This window comes from Streptomyces sp. NPDC087440, from assembly GCF_044744005.1.
Lineage (GTDB): Bacteria > Actinomycetota > Actinomycetes > Streptomycetales > Streptomycetaceae > Streptomyces.
In genome coordinates this window covers 56,869-78,367 of sequence record NZ_JBIUXN010000023.1, presented here as the reverse complement: position 1 = coordinate 78,367, position 21,499 = coordinate 56,869, and the positions used below count along the sequence as shown (strand labels likewise).

Genomic DNA, 21,499 nt, shown 5'->3' with positions numbered 1-21,499 from the left:
CCCCAACAGTCGCCCCCGATGCCTACAGCACCCTTCCGACACCGCCCCATTCGATCCATTCCTGGCTCTTCTGCCGGGGTACCACCTGGGAATCCGCGCGCCAGTTGGTGACGTCGCACAGAGGGTGCTTACCGGCACTGTCGCCCACGCCGGGGTCGAGGATTTCGAGCCCTTCGAAGTAGGCCTCGACCTCCTCCGGCTTGCGCACCCTGCCCCAGCGGCCGCCCGTGCTGACGTCCATCAGGTGGGTGACCTTGTCGCGAACGTCGGCCCGCTCGCTGGCCAGTTGGCAGATCACCATGAAGTCGCCGGGGTTGAGGCGGGCGCGGACGGTGTCGACGAGGGTGCGGGCGTCCTCGTCGGGGATGCAGTGCAGGACCGAGACGAAGAGGGCGGCTGTGGGCTTGGAATGGTCGATGAGCCGCTTGTACTCGGCGTCCTTGACGATGTTCTTCTGCTCGCGCATGTCCGCCTGGATGATGGCGGTCTGCTCGTTCTCCTCCAGCGTTGTGCGGCCATGGGCCAGGACGATCGGGTCGTTGTCGATGTAGACCACGTGGGTCGCGGGGTCGACGCGCTGGGCGATCTGGTGGACGTTGTCCTGGGTCGGCAGGCCGGAACCGTGGTCGACGAACTGCCGGATTTGGTAGTCCTTGGCGAGAACGCGTACGACGCGGCGGAGGAAGTTGCGGTTGTTGAGGGCGAGTTCCTTGGTGCTCGGTGCGATGTCGAGCAATTCCGCGCAGGCGTCGCGGTCGGACTGGTAGTTCTCGATGCCGCCGAGCAGCCAGTCGTACATGCGGGCGACGCTGGGTGTGTCGACGTCGATCGCGTTCGGGCCGGCAGTGTTCCGCTTATTCATGTGTCCCCCCAGGGTCCTCGGCCGCCCCGGCACGGCCGCAGGAAACCTCCATGCTAGGGAGGGGCGGGGTGCTGGGCCAGACCACTATCAGGCGAACTGGGGGCGTGGGGGCTGACGATGGCGTGTCCGGGAGTGGGTGAGGGGCGGACGGCCTGAAGACCGTCCGCCCTGAGGGTCAGTTGCCGTCCCTCCTCTCGCGGGTCCTGCGGAACTTGAGCCGGTCGGCGACGGTGGCCAGGACGCCAGCCGGGAGGGCTTCGAGAACCTTCAGCACGGCCTCCACGAATCCGGGATCGGCGCCGTGAGCGGCGTTCCACGCCGTAAGGGCGAGACGCAGCGCCGGCCAGAGGCGTTGGATGAGAATCCGTCGATTTTCGTCACCGACCAGGGTGAGCGGAGCCGACGGGGTGGTAATTTCGCTCGGAGCCGAGGTGTCCGGAGACGGCCCTCTGGTCTTGGAATGGGACACGGGTCCTCCTCATCGGGGCGTGGTGTTCGATTCCTACGGCCCCAGGGTGCGGCTAGGCACTCTGGGGCCAACTCCCTTTCACTCAGGTCGACTTGCGTCCAATCGCTTCGACGTCAGCCTCACGATAGCTCTCCCGAACCGACTCCGGAGGCTCCTTCAATTGGGTGAGCGGAGCTCGCGATCTTGCAAATGCGCCCCAATCCTCATGCACGCAGTTGGTGATTCGGGCGGGCGTGCGATTCAGGGAAATTTACGTTCAACTAGCGAAGTGCTTCGGAAGTTTCGTGTATCGAAAGTGGATGAGACGGTCGGGATCGAAGACAAAGCGGATTGATCCTGAATATGCCTGGGGCAGGTTCTGATCTGGGCTGCGGAGAAAATCTCCGTTCGCAAGCTCTGATTGCAACCAACCTTGCAAAAGGGAGCGTCCAGAAGGCCCGATTCGGGCGTTCCCCAGGAACCAACCCGTTCCGAGGCGGTCTTGTCCCGCGTGCTGTCGCCGGGCCACCGTGGACCCGCACGTCGAACCGCCCCCTCGTCGCAGCCCGCGTCCGGATCGGAGCCCCCGTGACCCCTCACGTCCTGCCCCACACCCTCGTCGGTGAAGGGCCCCACCACGTGCTCGCCGTGCACGGGTGGTTCGCCGACCGTGCCGCCTATGCGGCGGTCATGCCCGATCTCGATCTGGAGACGTTCCGGTATGCCTTCGTCGATCTGAGGGGGTACGGCGAGGCGTTGAACACGGCAGGGGACTTCACCACCCGGGAAGGGGCCGGGGACGTGCTGGCCGTGGCCGATCACCTCGGGTGGGAGCGGTTCTCGGTGGTCGGGCACTCCATGGGCGGCAGCGTCGTGCAGCGGATCGCCGCCGCCGTGCCCCAGCGGGTGCGGCGCATGGTGGGGGTGTCGCCCGTGCCCGCGAGCGGGTTGCCGATGCCGCCCGAGCACTGGGAGTTGTTCGCCGGGGCCGCCGACCGGCCCGAGAACCGGCGGGCCATCCTCGACCTCACCACCGGAGGCAACCGGCCCGCCGCCTGGCTCGACCGGATGGTCCAGCAGTCCGTGGGGCGCAGCGACGCCAAGGCGTTCCGGACGTGGTTGGACTCCTGGGCGGGGGAGGACTTCCACGAGGAGGTCGTGGGGGTGGGCGTGCCCGCGCTCGCCGTCGTCGGCGCGCTCGACCCGGCGCTCGGTGCGGGGCTGATGCGGGAGACCTGGCTGCGCCACTACGCGCGCGCCGAGCTCGTGGAGATCGCCGGTGCCGGGCACTACGCCATGGACGAGACGCCCCTCGAACTCGTTCGCACGGTGGAGGACTTCCTGCGGGCGGACGGGGAGGGGTGAGGGAAGGAGTGCCGGGTGTGCCTGACGTGTACGACCCGCGTCGCTACGCCCAGGGCATCCCGCACGCCGACTACCAGTGGCTGCGCGACCACGAGCCCGTCGCCTGGCAGGACGAGTACGAGGTCCTGGGGTGGCCGGCGGGAGAAGGATTCTGGGCGGTCACCCGGCATGCCGACGTCGTGAGGGTGCTGAAGGACGCCCGGGTCTTCTCGTCCTGTCTCGGGGCCACCCAGATTCGCGATCCTGATCCCGCCGACCTGCCCTTCGTACGGCGCATGATGCTCAATCAGGACCCGCCGCAGCACGGGGTGTTGCGACGGCTGGTCAGCCGGGCGTTCACGCCGGGGCGCATCGACCGGTTCGAGGGGCGGGTGCGGGAGCGGGCCCGGACGCTGCTGGAAGCGGCGGTGCGGGACGCCCGTGACGGGGTTGTCGACCTTGTCGCCGCCGTCACCGACGAGTACGCGCTGCTCAACCTCACCGACCTGCTCGGCGTCCCGGCGGCCGACCGGGGCCTGCTCCTGGACTGGACCGAGCGCGTCATCGCCTACCAGGACCCCGAAGAGGCCGACCGGCTCGTACGCGGGCCCGACGGGCGGCCGGTGAACCCGCGCTCACCGGCGATGCTGGGGGAGATGTTCGCGTACGCGCGCGAGTTGGCCGCGGAGAAGCGGGCGCGCCCCGGCGAGGACCTGATGACGGCGCTCACCCACGCGGCGGGGGACGGGGCGCGGCTGGCGGACGCCGAGCTGGAGATGTTCTTCTTCCTGCTGACCGTCGCCGGGAACGACACCGTGCGCAGTGCCGCACCGGGTGGGTTCCTGGCGCTCGCGGAGGATGGGGCAGCTCAAGAGGGCATGGGGAAAGTCGAGTTGAGGGGGGCGGTGGAGGAGCTGCTGCGGTGGCATCCGCCCGTGCTGAGCTTTCGGCGTACCGTCGCCGAGGACACCGAACTCGCCGGGAGGACGCTTCGTACCGGAGACAAGGTCGTGGTCTTCCACGCGTCCGCCAACCACGACGAACGCGTCTTCGCCGACCCGCACCGCCTCGACCTCACCCGCTCGCCCAACCCGCACGTCTCCTTCGGCGACGGCCCGCACGTCTGTCTCGGCGCCCACTTCGCCCGGCTCCAACTGCGCGTCCTGCACGAGGAAGCGCTGCGGGTGATGCCCCGGTACCGGTTGGCGGCGCCGCCCCGGCGGCTCGTCTCGCACTTCATCAATGGGATCAAGTCGCTTGAGGTGGAGGTGGGTTAGGAGATGGCGCGGTGGGAATTGCGGGGTGGTACGGGAAGCGGGGTCTGGGCGGCGCGGGTCACGTCCGCGACCAGTTCCACGACATCCGGGCCGTACGCCTGGGAGTTGACCACCTTCAGGAGGAGGCAGAAGGAGCGGTTGCCGTGCTTGCGGGCCAACTTCTCGTGGTTGCGGGCGAGATAGCGGGTGGCGGCCTGGTTGGTGATGGCGCGCTGGCCGCAGAAGAGGAAGACCGGGCGGGCGTTCTCGCCGACCGTGAGGCGGGCCAGGAGGACGTACTCCGCGATCCCGTGCTCCAGGCGGTAGCGGTCCGTGCCGATCTGGAAGGCGCCGCGGTCGGGGGAGGGGTCGACGTCCACGTTGATGCGGATGCCGGGGAGGAGTCCGGCAAGGTGGGCGGCCATACGGCGATTTGACGTGGGGCCGCCGACGCAGAATTCCGTGCGTTCGCCGAAGCCCTGCTGGGCGAGGTCGTGGGAGAGGATCTGGGCGTGCGCCCCGCAGTCCTTGATCAGGGCGGAGAGTTCGAGGAGCGCGAAGACGTCGAAGCGGTGCACCGCCCCGTCGCCGCCCGCCTCGCGATTGACGATCAGAAGTGACTCGGAATTCCGTGGCAGCCCGAAGAACCGCTGCTTGCGGTGGAGTCTGCGGCGCCAGAGGTACGTACGGGCGAACCAGCCGATGGTCGCGCTGAGGCCCGCGGCTATCACGCCCAGGACGATGTTGCGGAGGTCGTCACTCATGGGCGGGCATGGTAGCGGCCCACGGGTACGGGTGGGGCGGATGGTGTCAGCAGGCCTGCCGGGCGGGCTTGTTGCGTACGGATGACGTTCCCGCCCGAGGGGCGAGACGCGCCCCGTGGCACCTGGCGGGGGCCTGGCGCTGGGGCTACGCTGCGCGGACGTCTCACGCCTGGAGGTACGCATGCGTCGGCCCACTCGACCCGCTCGGCCCACCCGGCCCGTCCGGCCCGGCTTCCGGGCGCTGACCCTGCTGGCCGCGACAGCGGTCGTCGTCACGGTGGGAGGGGCGGCACCGCCGGGCGCCGCGAGTCCGTCGCAGGACGCGACGCCGCCCGCGAAGGTGCCCGTCGCCGTCGGGTACGGGGGAGCGGTGGCCAGCGTGGACGCCGACGCGTCGGCGGCGGGCATCGAAGTGCTGCGCAACGGCGGCAACGCGGTCGACGCCGCCGTGGCGACGGCCGCCGCGCTCGGCGTCACCGAGCCGTACTCGGCGGGCATCGGCGGCGGTGGCTACTTCGTCTACTACGACGCCAAGTCCCGTACGGTACGCACCATCGACGGCCGCGAGACCGCGCCGCGCAGCGCCGACAAGAACCTGTTCGTGGAGGACGGCAAGCCGATCCCGATCGACGAGGCCATGACCAGCGGGCGCAGCGTCGGCACGCCCGGCACCCCGGCCACCTGGGACACCGCACTGGACGCCTGGGGGTCCAGGTCGCTGCGGACCCTGCTGAAGCCCGCCGAGAAGCTGGCGCGGGACGGGTTCACCGTCGACGCGACCTTCCGCAGCCAGACACAGGGCAACGAGGCGCGCTTCCGGGACTTCCCCGACTCGGCGAAGCTGTTCCTGCCGGGTGGGCAACTGCCGGTTGTCGGGGCGAAGTTCAAGAATCCTGAGCTGGCCCGGACGTACGAGAAGCTCGGCAGGGAAGGCGTCGGAGCCCTGTACCGGGGCGACCTCGCGCGCGACATCGTCCGTACGGTGCAGAAGCCGCCCGTCGACCCGAAGGCGACCCGCAAGGTGCGCACCGGGGACCTGCGGGAACGCGACCTGCGCGGGTACGAGACCGAGCGGCGGGCCCCCACGAAGGTCTCCTACCGGGGGCTCGACGTGTACGGGATGGCACCGTCGTCCTCCGGCGGGACGAGCGTGGGTGAGGCGCTCAACATCCTGGAGCGGACGGACCTGCGCAAGGCGTCGCAGGCGCAGTACCTGCACCGGTACATCGAGGCGAGCCGGATCGCGTTCGCGGACCGGGGGCGGTGGGTCGGGGACCCGGCCTTCGAGGACGTACCGACGAAGGGGCTGCTGTCCCAGAAGTTCGCGGACTCGCGGGAGTGCCTGATCAAGGACGACAAGGTGCTGGTCAGCCCGCTGCCGCCGGGGGACCCGCGCAACCCGTCGCGGACGTGCGGGAGTTCGGGGGCCGTCGCGCCGACGACGTACGAGGGCGAGAACACGACGCACCTCACGGCGGCGGACAAGTGGGGGAACGTCGTCTCCTACACGCTGACCATCGAGTCGACGGGCGGCAGCGGGATCACCGTGCCAGGGAGGGGGTTCCTGCTCAACAACGAGCTGACGGACTTCTCCTTCGCCCCGGCCAACCCGGCCGTGCACGACCCGAACCTGCCCGGGCCGGGCAAGCGGCCGAGGTCGTCGATCTCGCCGACGATCGTGCTCGACAAGCACGACCGGCCCGTGCTGGCGCTCGGGTCGCCGGGCGGGGCGACGATCATCACCACGGTGCTGCAGAGCCTGATCGGGCATGTGGACCGGGGGCTGCCGCTGGTCGACGCGATCGCCGCGCCGAGGGCCAGCCAGCGGAACGCGGCGGCGACCGAGCTGGAGCCGGGGCTGTGGGACAGCGCGGTGCGGGGCGAGCTGGAGCGGCTCGGGCACGTCTTCAAGCTGAACCCGGAGATCGGGGCGGCGACGGGGGTGCAGCGGCTGAGTGACGGTAGGTGGCTGGCGGCGGCGGAGAAGGTACGGCGGGGGGGTGGGGCGGCGATGGTGGTGCGGCCGGCGGGGCGGCCGTAGGGGCCAGCCATGGATCCCGTGGGCGGGGGGCTCTGCCCTCCTGCCCATGGCCCGTGTCCCTTGGGGTCCGCCTCTTCCCCCTGCTCCCTTGGGCGGCGGGGCCGCCCCCCCGGGGGCGGGGCGGGCGGGCAAGGGGGGGCCCGCCCGATACGGGCCCGGCCCGGTTCCGCCCCCTGCCTGCACGTCGGTGCCGGGTTGCTGTTCGGGCCGGGGGCGCTGCCCCCGGACCCCCGGGGATCGCCCCAGTCCCGCCCCTTTCCCTAAAGCGCTTGCCGCGCGGCTGGGTGGGGGGCTGGTCGCGCAGTTCCCCGCGCCCCTGAAGGGCTGCTTCGCAGCGCCCTCAGGGGCCGCCCTTCAGGGGTGCCGCGTTACAGGGCCGTCAGGATGAGGGCCGGGGCCCCGTCCCGTACTGCCACCGTGTGTTCCATGTGTGCGGCCCTGCTGCCGTCCATCGTGCACAGGGTCCAGCCGTCGGGGGCCGCCCCGTAGTCGTCCCCGCCGCCCCCGATCAGCATCGGCTCGATCGCGATCGTCATCCCGTGGCGGAGCTTCATGCCCCGCCCGGGGCGGCCCTCGTTCGGGACCTCCGGGCCCTCGTGCATCGTGCGGCCCACCCCGTGGCCGCCGAAGCCCTGCGGGATGCCGTAGCCCGCCGCCCGGCACACCGTGCCGACCGCGTGGGCGATGTCGCCCGTACGGTTGCCGACGACCGCGGCCGCGATCCCCGCCTCCAGGGCGGCCCGGGCCGTTTCGATCAGGCGCAGGTCGGCCTCCCGCGGCTGCCCCACCGTGAAGCTGATCGCCGAGTCGCCGACCCAGCCGTTCAGGCTCGCCCCGCAGTCGATGCTGACCAGGTCGCCGTCCCGCAGCCGGTAGTCCGTCGGGATGCCGTGCACGATCGCGTCGTTCACGGACGCGCAGATGACGGCGGGGAAGGGCACCGGCGCCCAGTCCGGGTGATAGTCGAGGAACGGCGAGCCCGCCCCCGCGTCCCGCAGGACCTCCCGGGCCACCTCGTCCAGTTCCCGCAGGGTCACCCCCACCGCCGCCGCCTTCTCGGCCGCGGTCAGGGCTTGGGCCACCACACGGCCCGCTTCGCGCATCGCGTTCACGGATGCGTCTGTTTTGATCTCCACCATGCCAATTACTATACCGGTCGGAGGGGTATTAGAATAACGCCATGGTTCGCACCCCCCTCACCCCCGAAGAGCACGAGCGCGGCGAACGCCTCGGCCGCCTGCTCCGTGAAGCCCGTACCGAGAACGGCCGGACGATCGTGGAGGTCGCCGCCGCCGCCGGGCTCTCCGCCGAGACCCTGCGGAAGATCGAGACCGGGCGCGCCCCGACTCCGGCCTTCTTCACCGTGGCCGCGCTCGCGGGCACGCTGGGGCTGTCCCTGGACGGGCTGCTGGTGCAGTGCGAGCTGATGCCGGTCGTGGCCACGGGTTAGCGGGCCAGGTTCGGGGGCGGCGTGCGGGGAGGGCCGTAGGGTCGGCGTCATGGATCTTCAGAGCGCCTTCTCCCGCACCCGGTACGTCAGCCTCACCACCTTCCGCAAGGACGGCACCCCCGTCGCCACCCCCGTGTGGGTCGCGGGTGACGCCGACGCGCTGTACGTGTGGACCAACGCGGAGTCCTGGAAGGTGAAGCGCATCCGGCGGGACGGCCGGGTCACGGTCACCGCCTGCGACGTGCGCGGCAGGCTCAAGCCCGGTGCGCCGACCGTCGAGGGGCGGGCGACCGTGCTCGACGAGGAGGGGCTGCGGAAGGTGCGCGGGATGATCGCGCGCAAGTACACCTGGCAGTACTGGCTGACGGACGCGCCCGCACGGCTGGTGCGGCGGGGCAAGCGCCCCCACGTCGGCATCAGGATCGAGCTCTCGGTCTGAGCGGGCGGCCCCCCCGGACCTCGGGGCCCGGGTCTCGGGGCCCGGGCGGCCGGGCCCTCGCCCGGCGGGTTCCCGGGGAGTCACCCGGTCCGGCGGGCTTCCGGTGAGTCGTTTGAGTTGTTTGAGCCGTTTGAGTCGTTCCGCCCGGCGGGTCCGGTGAATCGCTCGCGAGCCCGCAGGTCAAGGCGGGGAACGTCGTCCTTCACCCCTGCGGGTGTGAAACAAGATCGACTCTGCGGGTTCACGGCGATGGTCTTGCCCCGCTCCGCGCCGCGGCTTACGTTCAAGCATCCACGTCCCAACTCTACGGGCGTAGAGGGTCTCTGACGTCACGTCGGATGTCTGGGGCGTCAGGTCGCACGGGTTGAACGGAGTCGAGTCATGGCCCACGTCGTACGCGCCGCTCTGGTCCAGGCCACCTGGACGGGCGACACCGAATCCATGATCGCCAAGCACGAGGAACACGCCCGGGAGGCCGCCCGGCAGGGAGCGAAGGTCATCGGCTTCCAGGAGGTGTTCAACGCCCCCTACTTCTGCCAGGTCCAGGAGCCGGAGCACTACCGCTGGGCCGAGGCCGTCCCGGAGGGCCCGACCACCCGCCGCATGCAGGACCTGGCCCGCGAGACCGGCATGGTGATCGTCGTCCCGGTCTTCGAGCGCGAGTCCTCCGGCTTCTACTACAACACCGCCGCCGTCATCGACGCCGACGGCAGCTACCTCGGCAAGTACCGCAAGCACCACATCCCCCAGGTCAAGGGCTTCTGGGAGAAGTACTACTTCAAACCCGGAAACCTGGGCTGGCCGGTCTTCGACACCGCCGTCGGCCGCATCGGCGTCTACATCTGTTACGACCGCCACTTCCCGGAGGGCTGGCGGCAGTTGGGCCTCGAAGGCGCCCAGCTCGTCTACAACCCCTCCGCCACCTCGCGCGGCCTCTCCTCCCACCTCTGGCAGCTGGAGCAGCCCGCCGCCGCCGTCGCCAACGAGTACTTCGTCGCCGCGATCAACCGCGTCGGCCAGGAGGAGTACGGCGACAACGACTTCTACGGCACCAGCTACTTCGTGGACCCGCGCGGCCAGTTCGTCGGCGAGACGGCGTCCGACAAGAGCGAGGAACTGGTGATCCGCGACCTCGACTTCGACCTCATCGAGGAAGTGCGCCACCAGTGGGCGTTCTACCGCGATCGCCGCCCCGACGCGTACGAAGGACTGGTCAAGCCGTGACTGCCATGAACGCGCACGCGCACGAAGGACACGAAGGACGGGTTCAGCCGTGACCGACCTGCACTCCCGCCACCAGGCCGTCCTGCCCGAGTGGCTCGCCCTCTACTACCAGAACCCCATTGAGCTGACCCACGGCGAGGGCCGCCACGTCTGGGACGCCGAGGGCAACAAGTACCTCGACTTCTTCGGCGGCATCCTGACCACGATGACCGCGCACGCCCTCCCCGAGGTCACCAAGGCGGTCTCCGAGCAGGCCGCCCGCATGATCCACTCCTCCACCCTGTACCTCAACCGCCCCATGATCGACCTGGCGGAACGGGTCGCCCACCTCTCCGGCATCCCCGACGCCCGGGTCTTCTTCACCACCTCGGGCACCGAGGCCAACGACACGGCCCTGCTCCTGGCCACGACGTACCGCCGCTCCAACCAGCTCCTGGCGATGCGCAACAGCTACCACGGCCGCTCCTTCTCCACCGTGGGCCTCACCGGCAACCGCAACTGGTCCCCGACCAGCCTCTCCCCGCTCCAGACGCTGTACGTCCACGGGGGCGTCCGGTACCGGGGTCCCTTCGCGCACCTCTCCGACGCCCAGTTCATCGAGGCGTGCGTCGCCGACCTCGAAGACGTGCTCGGCCAGACCCGCGGCCAGGTCGCCGCCCTCATCGCCGAGCCCATCCAGGGCGTCGGCGGCTTCACCTCCCCGCCCGACGGCCTGTACGCGGCCTTCCGCGAGGTCCTGTCCCGCCACGGCATCCTGTGGATCGCCGACGAGGTGCAGACCGGTTGGGGCCGCACCGGCGACCACTTCTGGGGCTGGCAGGCACACGCCGAGAACGGCCCGCCGGACATCATGACCTTCGCCAAGGGCATCGGCAACGGCATGTCCATCGGCGGTGTCGTCGCCCGCGCCGAGGTCATGAACTGCGTCGACTCCGGCTCCATCTCCACCTTCGGCGGCTCCCCGGTCACCATGGCCGCCGGCCTCGCCAACCTCTCGTACCTCCTGGAACACGACCTCCAGGGCAACTCCCGCCGCGTCGGCGGCCTCCTCCTGGAGCGCCTGCGCGCGATCGGCGCGACCACTGCCTGCGTCCGCGAGGTCCGCGGCCGGGGCCTGATGGCGGGCATCGAGATCGTCCGCCCCGGCACCGACCAGGCCTGGCCGGAAGCGGCGGGCCGGGTCCAGGAAGCGGCCCGCGAGGGCGGCCTCCTGCTCGGCAAGGGCGGCGGCCACAACACGAGCGTCCTGCGCATCGCACCGCCGCTCTCGCTGACGGTGGCGGAGGCGGAGGAAGGCGCGTCCATCCTTGAACGCGCGCTGCACGCCGTGTAGTTGACCCCGTTGTGCGGGGCCCGCTCCCAGGGGCGGGCCCCGCACCCCTTCTCCGTACGCCCCCTCCCCACGCCCTCTCCGTACGATCGCGAATGGAGCCGAAGCTGTGACTCGCACCCTGATCACGGGCGGTCTCGTCATCACCGCCAACGACGAAGTCCACGCCGACGTACTGATCGAGGGCGGACGCGTGGTGGGCGTCGCGGCCCCCAACGGCCACGGCTGGACGGCCGACCGCACGCTCGACGCAACGGGCAAGTACGTGATCCCGGGCGGCGTGGACGCGCACACGCACATGGAGATGCCCTTCGGCGGCACCTTCGCCGCCGACTCCTTCGAGTCCGGCACCCGGGCCGCGGCCTGGGGCGGCACCACCACGATCATCGACTTCGCGATCCAGTCCCCGGGCCAGAGCCTGCGCGCGGGCCTGGACGCGTGGCACGCGAAGGCCGACGGCAAGTGCGCGATCGACTACGGCTTCCACATGATCATGTCGGACGTGAACGAGTCGTCCTTGAAGGAGATGGACGGCCTGGTCTCCGAAGGAATCTCCTCCTTCAAGCTCTTCACCGCCTACCCCGGCGTCTTCTTCAGCGACGACGGCAACATCCTGCGCGCGATGCAACGGGCCGCCTCCAACGGGGGCCTGATCATGATGCACGCCGAGAACGGGCTCGCCATCGACGTCCTCGTCGAACAGGCCCTCGCCCGCGGCGAGACCGACCCCCGCTACCACGGCGAGGTCCGCAAGGCCCTGCTGGAGGCGGAGGCCACGCACCGGGTCATCAAGCTGGCGCAGGTGGCCGGGGCCCCCGTGTACGTCGTCCACGTCTCGGCGGAGGAGGCCCTCCACGAGATCGCGACGGCCCGGCACAAGGGCCTCCCCGTCTTCGGCGAGACGTGCCCCCAGTACCTCTTCCTCTCCACCGACAATCTCGCCGAGCCCGATTTCGAGGGTGCGAAGTACGTCTGCTCAACTCCCTTGCGTCCCAAGGAGCATCAGGCCGCGCTGTGGCGCGGGCTGCGGACGAACGACCTTCAGGTGGTCTCCACCGACCACTGCCCCTTCTGCTTCACCGGCCAGAAGGAGCTGGGCCGAGGCGACTTCTCCAAGATCCCCAACGGGCTGCCGGGCGTGGAGAACCGCATGGACCTCCTCCACCAGGCCGTGGTCGACGGCCACATCACCCGCCGCCGCTGGATCGAGATCGCGTGTGCGACCCCGGCCCGGATGTTCGGCCTCTACGGCACGAAGGGCACGATCGCACCGGGTGCGGACGCCGACGTCGTCATCTACGACCCGGTGGCCGAACAGACCATCTCGGCGGCCACGCACCACATGAACGTCGACTACTCGGCGTACGAGGGGCGGCGCATCACGGGGCGGGTGGAGACTGTGCTGTCGCGGGGCGAAGTGGTCATCGATCAGGGCGAGTTCAAGGGACGGGCCGGACATGGCGCGTACCTCGCCCGAGCTACTACTCAGTACCTCGGCTAGGGAGTCCCGCCCTGGAGGTCCGGACGCGGGCGGATCGCGTTCGGGTGGGGTTGTCACACGTGTCGCCGGACTCGTCGAGCCGAGCGGACGCCGCGTCCTGCGCGCGCTCCTCGTGCCGAACGAGCACACCGAACAGCTCTGCCGCAGCATCAAGCAGTCGATCAAGGAATCCGGACTGCTCAGCGAATGGAACGGAGAGCGCTTCGTTGCCGTCGATGTACCTCCCCGCGCCGACACGAGCGGGCTGTTCGCCCTGCTGCAGCCGGAAGTCGACGCAGCGCGCGCCTTCTGGGAATGGGCCGATGTCAGGCCGTTCACCACCACACGGGTCTGACCACCTGCCGCCCCTCCACGCGGCACCGCAGCAGCGAAGCGCAGGCCGGGTGAGGGGGAGTGAGGCGTGTGTTCGGTTGCTTGGGGACCCGTGGGCGTGGTGGTGGGGCCTTGGTCGACGATGTGCGTATGACGAATGAGCGGCCTTCGCGTACGTACACCCTTCTCGGAGTGGACCGGCAGGAGTATCCCTCCGATTCCCCCGGTGCGGTGGGTGGGCATCGGTCCCAGCGGTTGTACGGGCGGCTCGACTGTGCGAGTGCGCGGCGGGCGATTGACCGGGGTGGGTATGTGCGTGACCGGGTGTTCTTCGCGGATCGGGCGACCGCCATTGCTGCCGGGTACCGGCCCTGTCACACCTGTCTGCGTGCGGACTACGGGGTGTGGAAGGCGCGGGGCATCACGGGGGAGTTCAGTGACCGCACCTTCTCCGGGGCGGGGGAGTTGTGTGAAGTGCCGTGGGTGGAGGGGGACTTGGAGCTCCTGGTGGGGGACAGCCGGAAGACGATAGGCGACCGTACCGTTCGGCTTCTTGACTACTTGGGGGCTCGGGAGGGCGGGCCGTACGAGCACGGTGAGGTGGAGGCGAGCCTCGGGCTGGCCCGGGGGGAGTTGCGGGCCGCGTTCTCGAAGTTGAGTTGGGTCGTTCATCGCGAGTACGAGCGGACCAACTGGCCCGTGCACTGCGGCAGGGGCAGCGGCGGTACGTATTGGTACGTCCTGGCCGGTCGGACCCGTGCGCGGTGGCGGCGGATCCGGGGGCTGTGAGGGTCCCAACTGGCGTGGAGACGGGGCCCTTTGGGGTGGGGTGCGTGTGGAGGCAGGGGCAAGGTGTTGGCAAAGTCGGGTGTGACGTCGTGGGGGGCGGTGGCATGATCACCCGAGTTTCCGTGCCTCCCACGCCGTGTGTGCCGCGTGCCGACCTATGAGCAGAGGACCCGCCTTGAGCCAGAGCCAGAGACCGAAGTCAGCGGCGACCAACCTGAACGTGATTCTGCCCGTGCTCTATGCCTTGATCGTCATCGTGGTCGCCTCGCTGGCCAGTGGTGCGGTCACAAGCGTCGTGGCCGTGGTGGGGGCCGTGTTGCTGGGGCTGTATTTCGCGTTCGGGCGGCGTGGGCGCGGCTGATGGTGGGGAGGGCTGTCCTCCGTCGTGGGCCTCTCCCCTTGTGGGGCCACTCGCATGGCCGTCGGGAAATGACGGCGCGTCAGCAAATTGCTGGATGCGAACGCTGAAAAGATCTCCGGGCGCCCGCTCCTCGTGCGGGCGATCCCGAGATCCCCTGCACGGAGCAGGGGCGTGACCGAGGGGCAGTGAAGACGTGCGGAGAGTACCTGGTGGGCGTGGTGTACGGATGGTTCGGGCGGCAGGGGTCGCCTGGGTGGCGGCCGGAGTCGTCCTGCTGCCCGCGGTGGCGCAGGCGGGAACGGGGCCTGCGGTGGGGCAGGCGGGGCTTGCGGTAGCGAAGGGTGTGGCCCAGGCCGACCCCCTGCCCGGGGGGCTCGGGCCCTGTGTTCCCGGTCAGTGTCCTGATCCCTTTCCGCCGATCAACAATGGGGACATCGCCGGGTACGACAACGGCATCAACGTCTTCGTGGGCGGCGACTTCCGGGTCCGGGGCAAGGCGGCGGAGGCCGAGGGGCGGGTCGTCGTGCTCGGGGCGTTCGACATGGACAAGTCGCCCGAGGGCAGTCAGATTTATAACGTAGGGGTTGCCGGGGTAGGGTCCCGGGTTGCGCCGCCCGTCGGTTCCGACTACCTCGCCACCGGTGGATCCGTCACCATCGGAGCAGGTCAGCGGCTGCTCGCCGAGGACGGGGTGGTGCGTCACGCCGGACCGGCGACCGGCACCATCGTCGGGACCAGTACGCAGGACGCGGGTGCGGCCACCCCGTATCTGGGGCTGCGCAAGCAGCTCTCGGACGCCAGCCAGTGTTACGCCGACGGCGACACCGGGCTGCGTCCCGCCACCGGCACCTCCGTGAACGAGGGCGGCCAGACCGTCTTCACCGGGGACGGCTCCTCCGCCCTCCAGGTCTTCAACGCCGACTTCGACCTCGCCTCGCCCGGCGGCGGGCAGCAGGGGATCGAGTTCCGCGGTGTTCCGGCCGGGGCGACCGTTCTGGTCAATGTCCTCGGCACGAAGCGCACCATCAACACGTACAGCGGGTCCTTCGACGACAACGACCCCTTCAACAAGCTCCGCAGCCGCCTCCTGTGGAACTTCCCCGACGCCACCACCGTCGACCTCAAGGGCACCGGCCAGTTCCAGGGCAGTGTCCTCATCGGCAACCAGGCCTCCGAGGCCGACGTGACCCTGCCCGGCGTCAACGGCCGCTTCTTCACCACCGGGTCCCTCACCCACCAGAGCGCCCCCAGCGGCGGTGGCGGCCAGGAGTTCCACGCCTACCCCTTCAACGGCGACCTGCCCTCCTGCGGCAAGCCGCTGCCGAAGGAAGGGGAGATCAAGGTCGTGAAGGTCGACGACGCGAGCGGCGCGCCGCTGCCCGGCGCGGTCTTCCAGCTGTGGCGGGAGGCCAACGGGGTTCCCGGGCTCCAGACCACCGGCATGCGCCCCGACCGGCGTCGCGGCCAGCCGTGCACCACGGACGCGCAGGGCGTGTGCCGGGCGACGGTCCTGGCCGGATACTCCTTCTACTGGCAGGAGGTCAAGGCACCGGCCGGGTACGACCTGCCCAAGGACAATGTCGTGGGCCCGGTGGCGCTGCCCGAGGCCGTGCGTCTGCAGGGCGTCTCCGTGACCGTACGGAACAAGAAGACCCCCGTCGTTCCCGACGTCAAGGGCAGCCTGCACGTCCGCAAGGTCGACTCCCGCACCGGACGCGGCCTGCCGCGTGCCGTCGTCGAGCTGTGGCGTGAGACCAACGGCGTGCCCGGCCTCCAGACCGCCGGACGCGCCGACACCCGGATCGGCAGCGGCTGCGCCACCGACGAGCGGGGGCGCTGCGACTTCGACGGGCTGCGGCTCGGTGCGTACTACGTGCGCGAGACGGCCGCCCCGGCGGGCTACCGCCTGCCGCGCCACCCGGTCTCGGGCCCGCACGCCGTGACCAGGGCCAACGCCGCCCAGGGCGTCATCGTACGGATGACGAACGAGGAGCGGCGCGACAAGCCGAAGAAGTAGCACCCGGCGCGTGTGCCACGGCGGCAACCGAGCGGTTCACGGTGCTGCCGTGGCCCCGCCATGCGTCTGACGCCCCGCCTTTGCGGGGGTGTCACTTCCGTATTCGCACCATCGCTGGGTGACTCGGAATCCTAGAGGTATCTCTGTCAACTCTCTTGCGGGGAAGGCGGGTTCGTACGTCAGTGGGCGGCGCACCTTTCTCACCGCCCTCGGCGCCCTCGCCACCACCACCGCTCTCGGCGTCCCCGCCTACGCGTCCGACGCGGCCCGGGACGCCGCCACCGCCGACGAGTACGTCGACGTACAGCTCCTCAACATCTGTGACCTGCACGGGTACTTGCAGGGGCCGACCGGCAGCGACGCCGTCGTACGGGGCAACGGCGGCCGGACGTACACCGTCGGGGGCGTCGCCGCCATGGGGGCGCACCTGGAGCGGCTGCGCGACGGGCGGGCGAACTCGATCTTCTTCGCGCCCGGGGACCTCTTCTCCGGGTGGGAGTTCGACGCCGCCGCCTTCTCCGACGAGCCGACCATCGAGGCGTTGAACAGGCTCGGGCTCGACTTCGCGACCGCCGGGAACCACGAGTTCGACAAGGCGACCGCGAATCTCGTGGAGCACATGGTGGGCGGGCGTGCCTACCCGGTCGTGGGGCGCGACACCGGCTTCCGCGACTCGACAGGGAAGCGCTTCAGAGGGGCCGACTTCCGTTACTACAGCGCCAATGTGGTGCGCGCGGGCTCGGGACGGACCGTGCTGCCGCCGTACCACGTCGAGTACGTACGGGGCCCGCGCGGGCGGCGCATTCCGATCGGGTTCATCCATCTCACCGTGTTCGGGAGCGAGTTGTTCCCGAACTCGTTCCACCCGGGGCTCAGAACCCTGGACCAGATCACCACCGCCGACCGGTGCGCCCGCGAGCTCAAGCGGCGCGGTGTGCACACGATCGTGCTCAGCATGCACGACGGCGCGGTGGCCGGAGGCGACTTCAACAGCGGCAGCAATCCTTCCGGGCCCGCCTACGACCTCGCGCTCAAGGTCTCGCCCGACATCGACGCCATCGTCTGCGGGCACTGGCACACCCGCTTCACCATGATGGTGCCCGACCCGGACGGCGTCCCCCGGCCCTTCGTCGAGGCCGGATTCCACGGCCAGGTCATCAACGAGATCAACCTGCGGATCGACCCGCGCACCGGCAAGGTCGTCCGCGAGCTCACCGTCGCCACCAGCCACCCCAACACCCGCGACGTCACCCCGCACCCCGAACTCAAGGCCGTCGCGGACTACTGGGCCGGGCAGGCCGCCGCCCGCGAGCGCAGCCGCATCGGCACCCAGCGCGCCCCCTTCACCCGCACCCGCAACACCGCCGGGCAGTCCACCATGGGCGACCTCGCCGCCGACTGGGCGCTGTGGGCCGCACGCAGGCCCGTACCGGCGTACGACGACTCCAACATCCACCGGTACGTTCCCGCCCAGCTCGCGCTGATTCCGCTCGCGCCGACCGTCGGGCAGTCGCTCGTACGCGGCGACCTGACGCCGGGGCCGGAGGGCGCGGTCGCCTTCGGGCAGGCCTGGCGGGCGGTCGGGTACGGCAGCCCCGTCGTGTGCGTGAAGGTCGGCGGGCGGCAGCTTCACGACGCCCTGGAGCAGCAGTGGTCGCAGGGGCCGGACGGCGCGCTGCGCTTCGCGCCGCTGGCCGTCTCCGGGAACGTCCGGTACGCCTTCGACGCGTCCGGTGCCGTCGGCGACCGGGTCGACCCCGCCGACGTCACGATCGACGGCGCCCCGCTGCGGCTCGACCGCGACTACCGGCTCGCCACCTCCTCGTACACCCTGCTCGGCATGGACGGCTACCCGGCGCTCACCACCTACCGCGAGGCCTACCGGCACCAGCGGGACTTCGAGAGCTTCGTCGCCTTCGTGCGCGAGCGGAAGGTGCTGACGCCGTCGCCGCTGGACCGGGTGAAGGTCAAGAACGCCGCCCTGCGCGGGCCCGGCGTCGGCGAGGTCGTCGACCCGCCGGTGCCGGTGCGCGAGGACGGCACCCCGCTGCCGCCGTCCGTGGCCGCGACCGTCACGGCCGGCGGGCCGCGCGCCCTGCGGGAGGGTGGTTACCGGCCACCCTGCTGACCGCGACCGGGCGGGGCGCTGCCGGGCGGTCGCTGCCGTACGGGGGAGGGGCCGCCACGGATCTTCCCCCGTACGGGCGAAACCGGCGACGCCGCACGTGGACGCGCGTGGTGTCCCTCTTGCCAAGGTCCCCGGCGGGGTCCACGATTGACCCCTTCGCAGCCCCGGCGACGCGGCCCCGCAGCGGCTGAAATCGCCGTGCGCGCGCGGTAGTTCGTTCCAGCAGACATACCGTCAGTACCTGAGCCAGGAGGTACGCCCCACATGCCGATGGACTTCGGACTCGTCCTGCAGACCGATCCCCCCGCATCCGAGGTCGTCGGCCTGATGCGCCGCGCCGAACGCAACGGATTCACCCACGGATGGACCTTCGACTCCGCGGTCCTGTGGCAGGAGCCGTTCGTCATCTACAGCCGCATCCTGGAACACACCCAGCGGCTCGTCGTCGGCCCCATGGTGACCAACCCCTCCACCCGCACCTGGGAGGTCACCGCCTCCACCTTCGCCACCCTCAACGACATGTACGGCAACCGCACCGTCTGCGGCATCGGCCGGGGCGACTCCGCCCTGCGCGTCGCGGGCCGCAAACCCAACACCCTGGCCCGGCTGGGCGAGGCCATGGACGTCATCCGTGACCTCGCCGAGGGCCGCGAGGCCAAGGTGGACGGGCAGGCGGTACGGATTCCCTGGGTGCGGGACGGGAAGCTGCCCGTGTGGATGGCCGCGTACGGGCCCAAGGCGCTCGCCCTCGCCGGGGCGAAGGCCGACGGGTTCATCCTCCAGCTCGCCGATCCCTTCCTCACCGAGTGGATGATCCGCGCCGTGCGCGACGCGGCCTCCGACGCCGGACGCGACCCCGCCGAGGTGAAGATCTGCGTCGCCGCCCCCGCCTACGTCGGCGACGACCTTGCTCACGCGCGCGACCAGTGCCGCTGGTTCGGCGGCATGGTCGGCAACCACGTCGCCGACCTGGTGGCCAAGTACGGGGCGGACTCCGGTCTCGTACCGGAGGCGCTCACCGCGTACATCGAGGCCCGGCAGGGCTACGACTACGCGCACCACGGGCGGGCCGGGAACCCCGACACAGACTTCGTGCCCGACGACATCGTCGACCGGTTCTGCCTGCTGGGCCCGGTCGAGGCGCACATCGAGAAGCTGCGCGCGCTGCGCGGACTGGGCGTCGACCAGTTCGCCGTCTACAACATGCACGACGCCCGCGAGCGCACGATCGACGCCTACGGGAAGTCCGTCATCCCCGCGCTCCGGTCCTGAACGTCCCTTTCCCGTACGGGGCATTGAGTGTCCCGTACGGGGTGGGGGCTACGGGAGGGCGGCCGCCTCCTGCGGCTTGGGTGCGGGCGCCTCCGGTTGTGCCGTGCGGGAACCCCGGCGTACCGCGCCCAGGCTGGCGACGATGACCAAGGCCGTTCCCACGTACTGCAGGACGTCCCCGGGCTGGGACAGCAGCACCAGGCCGATCACGACCGCGATGGCGGGCTCGAAGCTCATCAGGGTGCCGAACGCGGCCGTGGACAGCCTGCGCAGGGTGATGAGTTCCAGAACGTACGGCAGTACCGGCAGCAGCAGCGCGGCGCCCGCCGAGCCCAGCAGCACCCACGGGTCCAGCAGGTGGCCGGCCGCCTGGGGCAGGCCGAAGGGCGCGGCGCACAAGGCGGCCACGGTCAGGGAGACGGCCAGCCCGTCGACGCCCGAGAAGCGGTCCCCGACCTTCTGGGTGAAGACCACGTAGCCACCCAGGCAGGCACCGGCCAGGCAGCCGAACAGCAGGCCGAGGAGTTCCGCGTTCCCCTCCCAGGGGCGGGTCAGCGCCAGGACGCCCAGCGCGGCGAGCGCGGGCCACAGCAGGTCCACCCTCCGGCCGCGCAGGCCCCAGACGGCCACCGCGAGCGGCCCCAGGAACTCCAGGGCGCTCGCGACACCGAGCGGGATGCGGTCGATGGCGAGGAAGTAGAACATCGTCATCGCGGCGCTCATCGCACCGAGAGCGGCGGCGACCAGCAGGTCCTTGCGCGGGCGGCCGCGCAGCCGGGGCCGGGCCCACATCCACAGGAACACGGCGGCCCAGGCCAGCCGCAGGAACGCGGTCCCGACGGGGCCCGACCGGTCGAACATCCAGGTGGAGACACCCGCCCCCAATTGGACGCTGGTCATGGCCAGAACGGCCAGCGCCGCGGGCCCGGCGGTTCCCGACCGCATTCTGGTGCGCTGCATTTCGCCTACTCTTCCTCGTCGGTCGTTCGCATTGTCTGCGGTGCCGCGAGAAGCTTCACCGGAAGGAAGGGGACGGGCCAGGCTTTCGTGTCGGCCGAAAGCGGAAATGGCCCGTACCGGACGGGCGGCGATCCCGTACGGGAGGTGCGGCAATAGCGAGGGGACGCACGGCCGGAATCGGCCATTTCCGCTTCCTGACAGCCCGGGGGAGGCCGTGGAGTCCGGCCCGCCCCGCAGGATGGGCGCATGGCAGGACCGATGAGAACGGACGCGGCGCGGGACGCCCTGCGCTTCCATGCCTGCCTGCTGTGGGCCGACGGGCGGCCGGCGGCGGTCGACGACCGGGAACTGGCCGACACCGTCCAGCTGATCCTCATCGACCAGCTGGAGACCTGGGCCGACCGCCTGCTGGGCAGTCTCGCCGGTCCGGGCGCCGGTTCGGCCACCGTACCGCCGCCCGCGAACGGGCCGGGCGGGGTCGCCGGACGGCTGCTGTGCACGGCCGTTCCCGAACTGGGGCGCCACCTCTCGCCCGAGCGGTTCCGGCCCGACCTCGCCGCATCGGTGCTCACCGAGACCGCGACGTCCGCCCGGCAGGATCTGCGGCGGCTCAACTCGGCGCCGTTGCTGCGGCCCTCGGTGCGCGGCGGCTGGCTCGCCGCCCATCTGGATCTGCTGGCCGGCCTCTCGATGACGGCCCGGCCGATGATGCCGGGCTGGTCGGCGTTCGTCGGCCGGCACCTCGGGCTGGGGGCGGACGCGCACTGGCCGCCGTGTCCCGGTATCGGGGGACGGCTGCTGCTCCCCGGCGGGCCGCTGCCCACCGGGCTGCCCCTGTACTTTCAGGTTCCGCGGGGGAAATGAGTTACGTACGAGTTCCCTGTTCCACACTTCTTTCCGGGCCGTGTCCGCATGAGGACACGGCCCTTTGTCCGTTTGCGGCCAGCGATTTCACAGATGTGCGTCCTAAGCCTGCCAATGACGTTTGCGGACGCCGGAAT

Annotated in this window: 20 protein-coding genes; 15 read left to right on the top strand and 5 right to left on the bottom strand. The window is 70.7% G+C overall.

Features of this window, described 5'->3' with window-relative positions:
- Positions 1–22: 22 nt before the first annotated feature.
- Positions 23–862 (bottom strand): SAM-dependent methyltransferase, encoded by an 840-nt coding sequence (locus ACIO3O_RS34400; RefSeq protein WP_401752785.1) that lies wholly within the window; start codon positions 860–862, stop codon positions 23–25.
- Positions 863–1,037: 175 nt separating this feature from the next.
- Positions 1,038–1,331, bottom strand: a complete 294-nt coding sequence (locus ACIO3O_RS34395; protein ID WP_401752783.1) for a hypothetical protein — start codon at positions 1,329–1,331, stop codon at positions 1,038–1,040.
- A 567-nt stretch (positions 1,332–1,898) separates the two neighbouring features.
- Between ACIO3O_RS34395 and ACIO3O_RS34390 the strand changes: the two genes are divergently transcribed.
- On the top strand, positions 1,899–2,675 hold the full coding sequence (locus tag ACIO3O_RS34390) for an alpha/beta fold hydrolase (protein ID WP_401752781.1): 777 nt from the start codon (positions 1,899–1,901) through the stop codon (positions 2,673–2,675).
- Positions 2,676–2,683: 8 nt separating this feature from the next.
- Positions 2,684–3,931 (top strand): cytochrome P450, encoded by a 1,248-nt coding sequence (locus tag ACIO3O_RS34385; protein WP_401752779.1) that lies wholly within the window; start codon positions 2,684–2,686, stop codon positions 3,929–3,931.
- Here ACIO3O_RS34385 and ACIO3O_RS34380 read toward each other — a convergent pair.
- Entirely contained in the window at positions 3,928–4,674 is a 747-nt protein-coding gene (locus ACIO3O_RS34380) for a hypothetical protein (protein ID WP_401752777.1), read from the bottom strand. The two genes, ACIO3O_RS34385 and ACIO3O_RS34380, sit on opposite strands and share 4 nt — an antisense overlap.
- A gap of 181 nt (positions 4,675–4,855) precedes the next feature.
- On the opposite strand from ACIO3O_RS34380, the gene ggt reads away from it, so the two are divergent.
- Entirely contained in the window at positions 4,856–6,715 is a 1,860-nt protein-coding gene (ggt, locus tag ACIO3O_RS34375) for a gamma-glutamyltransferase (protein ID WP_401752775.1), read from the top strand.
- 368 nt (positions 6,716–7,083) lie between these two features.
- Here ggt and map read toward each other — a convergent pair whose 3' ends face one another.
- A complete protein-coding gene (map, locus tag ACIO3O_RS34370; protein WP_401752773.1) occupies positions 7,084–7,854 on the bottom strand; it encodes a type I methionyl aminopeptidase in 771 nt (256 codons plus the stop codon).
- Between the two features lie 41 nt (positions 7,855–7,895).
- Here map and ACIO3O_RS34365 point away from each other — a divergent pair, with 41 nt between their 5' ends.
- From ACIO3O_RS34365 to ACIO3O_RS34315, 11 genes are all read left to right on the top strand, one after another.
- Positions 7,896–8,165 carry a helix-turn-helix domain-containing protein gene (locus ACIO3O_RS34365; protein ID WP_401752771.1) on the top strand — a complete coding sequence of 90 codons (270 nt, stop codon included), beginning with the start codon at positions 7,896–7,898 and terminating at the stop codon, positions 8,163–8,165.
- Positions 8,166–8,214: 49 nt separating this feature from the next.
- Positions 8,215–8,604 (top strand): PPOX class F420-dependent oxidoreductase, encoded by a 390-nt coding sequence (locus ACIO3O_RS34360; protein WP_401752769.1) that lies wholly within the window; start codon positions 8,215–8,217, stop codon positions 8,602–8,604.
- Between the two features lie 381 nt (positions 8,605–8,985).
- On the top strand, positions 8,986–9,828 hold the full coding sequence (locus tag ACIO3O_RS34355; RefSeq protein ID WP_401752767.1) for a nitrilase-related carbon-nitrogen hydrolase: 843 nt from the start codon (positions 8,986–8,988) through the stop codon (positions 9,826–9,828).
- Between the two features lie 49 nt (positions 9,829–9,877).
- On the top strand, positions 9,878–11,161 hold the full coding sequence (locus tag ACIO3O_RS34350; protein WP_401752765.1) for an aspartate aminotransferase family protein: 1,284 nt from the start codon (positions 9,878–9,880) through the stop codon (positions 11,159–11,161).
- 106 nt (positions 11,162–11,267) lie between these two features.
- The gene (hydA, locus tag ACIO3O_RS34345; protein WP_401752763.1) at positions 11,268–12,659 is read left to right on the top strand and encodes a dihydropyrimidinase; all 1,392 of its coding nucleotides are present in this window, start codon (positions 11,268–11,270) and stop codon (positions 12,657–12,659) included.
- Positions 12,616–12,993 carry a DUF4265 domain-containing protein gene (locus tag ACIO3O_RS34340; RefSeq protein ID WP_401752761.1) on the top strand — a complete coding sequence of 126 codons (378 nt, stop codon included), beginning with the start codon at positions 12,616–12,618 and terminating at the stop codon, positions 12,991–12,993. The genes hydA and ACIO3O_RS34340 overlap by 44 nt, the downstream gene beginning before the upstream one ends.
- A gap of 128 nt (positions 12,994–13,121) precedes the next feature.
- Complete coding sequence (locus tag ACIO3O_RS34335) at positions 13,122–13,760, top strand: Ada metal-binding domain-containing protein (protein WP_401752759.1); 639 nt, start codon at positions 13,122–13,124, stop codon at positions 13,758–13,760.
- Between the two features lie 175 nt (positions 13,761–13,935).
- On the top strand, positions 13,936–14,121 hold the full coding sequence (locus ACIO3O_RS34330; protein WP_401752757.1) for a hypothetical protein: 186 nt from the start codon (positions 13,936–13,938) through the stop codon (positions 14,119–14,121).
- A gap of 226 nt (positions 14,122–14,347) precedes the next feature.
- Positions 14,348–16,138 carry a choice-of-anchor A family protein gene (locus ACIO3O_RS34325; protein WP_401752755.1) on the top strand — a complete coding sequence of 597 codons (1,791 nt, stop codon included), beginning with the start codon at positions 14,348–14,350 and terminating at the stop codon, positions 16,136–16,138.
- Between the two features lie 139 nt (positions 16,139–16,277).
- Entirely contained in the window at positions 16,278–18,266 is a 1,989-nt protein-coding gene (locus ACIO3O_RS34320; RefSeq protein WP_401752899.1) for a bifunctional metallophosphatase/5'-nucleotidase, read from the top strand.
- Between the two features lie 270 nt (positions 18,267–18,536).
- Positions 18,537–19,538 (top strand): TIGR03842 family LLM class F420-dependent oxidoreductase, encoded by a 1,002-nt coding sequence (locus tag ACIO3O_RS34315; protein WP_401752898.1) that lies wholly within the window; start codon positions 18,537–18,539, stop codon positions 19,536–19,538.
- 48 nt (positions 19,539–19,586) lie between these two features.
- Here ACIO3O_RS34315 and ACIO3O_RS34310 read toward each other — a convergent pair whose 3' ends face one another.
- Positions 19,587–20,498, bottom strand: coding sequence for an EamA family transporter (locus tag ACIO3O_RS34310; RefSeq protein ID WP_401752754.1), 912 nt, complete (start codon positions 20,496–20,498; stop codon positions 19,587–19,589).
- 246 nt (positions 20,499–20,744) lie between these two features.
- Here ACIO3O_RS34310 and ACIO3O_RS34305 point away from each other — a divergent pair, with 246 nt between their 5' ends.
- Entirely contained in the window at positions 20,745–21,362 is a 618-nt protein-coding gene (locus ACIO3O_RS34305) for a hypothetical protein (RefSeq protein WP_401752753.1), read from the top strand.
- Positions 21,363–21,499: the final 137 nt, after the last annotated feature.

What these genes read in the sequence shown, in the direction of transcription:
- ACIO3O_RS34400 (WP_401752785.1), bottom strand. Translation starts at nt 862, where the DNA reads ATGAATAAGCGGAACACTGCCGGCCCGAACGCGATCGACGTCGACACA.
- ACIO3O_RS34380 (WP_401752777.1), bottom strand. Translation starts at nt 4,674, where the DNA reads ATGAGTGACGACCTCCGCAACATCGTCCTGGGCGTGATAGCCGCGGGC.
- ggt (WP_401752775.1), top strand. Translation starts at nt 4,856, where the DNA reads ATGCGTCGGCCCACTCGACCCGCTCGGCCCACCCGGCCCGTCCGGCCC.
- map (WP_401752773.1), bottom strand. Translation starts at nt 7,854, where the DNA reads ATGGTGGAGATCAAAACAGACGCATCCGTGAACGCGATGCGCGAAGCG.
- ACIO3O_RS34365 (WP_401752771.1), top strand. Translation starts at nt 7,896, where the DNA reads ATGGTTCGCACCCCCCTCACCCCCGAAGAGCACGAGCGCGGCGAACGC.
- ACIO3O_RS34360 (WP_401752769.1), top strand. Translation starts at nt 8,215, where the DNA reads ATGGATCTTCAGAGCGCCTTCTCCCGCACCCGGTACGTCAGCCTCACC.
- ACIO3O_RS34355 (WP_401752767.1), top strand. Translation starts at nt 8,986, where the DNA reads ATGGCCCACGTCGTACGCGCCGCTCTGGTCCAGGCCACCTGGACGGGC.
- ACIO3O_RS34340 (WP_401752761.1), top strand. Translation starts at nt 12,616, where the DNA reads ATGGCGCGTACCTCGCCCGAGCTACTACTCAGTACCTCGGCTAGGGAG.
- ACIO3O_RS34335 (WP_401752759.1), top strand. Translation starts at nt 13,122, where the DNA reads ATGACGAATGAGCGGCCTTCGCGTACGTACACCCTTCTCGGAGTGGAC.
- ACIO3O_RS34325 (WP_401752755.1), top strand. Translation starts at nt 14,348, where the DNA reads ATGGTTCGGGCGGCAGGGGTCGCCTGGGTGGCGGCCGGAGTCGTCCTG.
- ACIO3O_RS34315 (WP_401752898.1), top strand. Translation starts at nt 18,537, where the DNA reads ATGGACTTCGGACTCGTCCTGCAGACCGATCCCCCCGCATCCGAGGTC.
- ACIO3O_RS34310 (WP_401752754.1), bottom strand. Translation starts at nt 20,498, where the DNA reads ATGCAGCGCACCAGAATGCGGTCGGGAACCGCCGGGCCCGCGGCGCTG.
- ACIO3O_RS34305 (WP_401752753.1), top strand. Translation starts at nt 20,745, where the DNA reads ATGGCAGGACCGATGAGAACGGACGCGGCGCGGGACGCCCTGCGCTTC.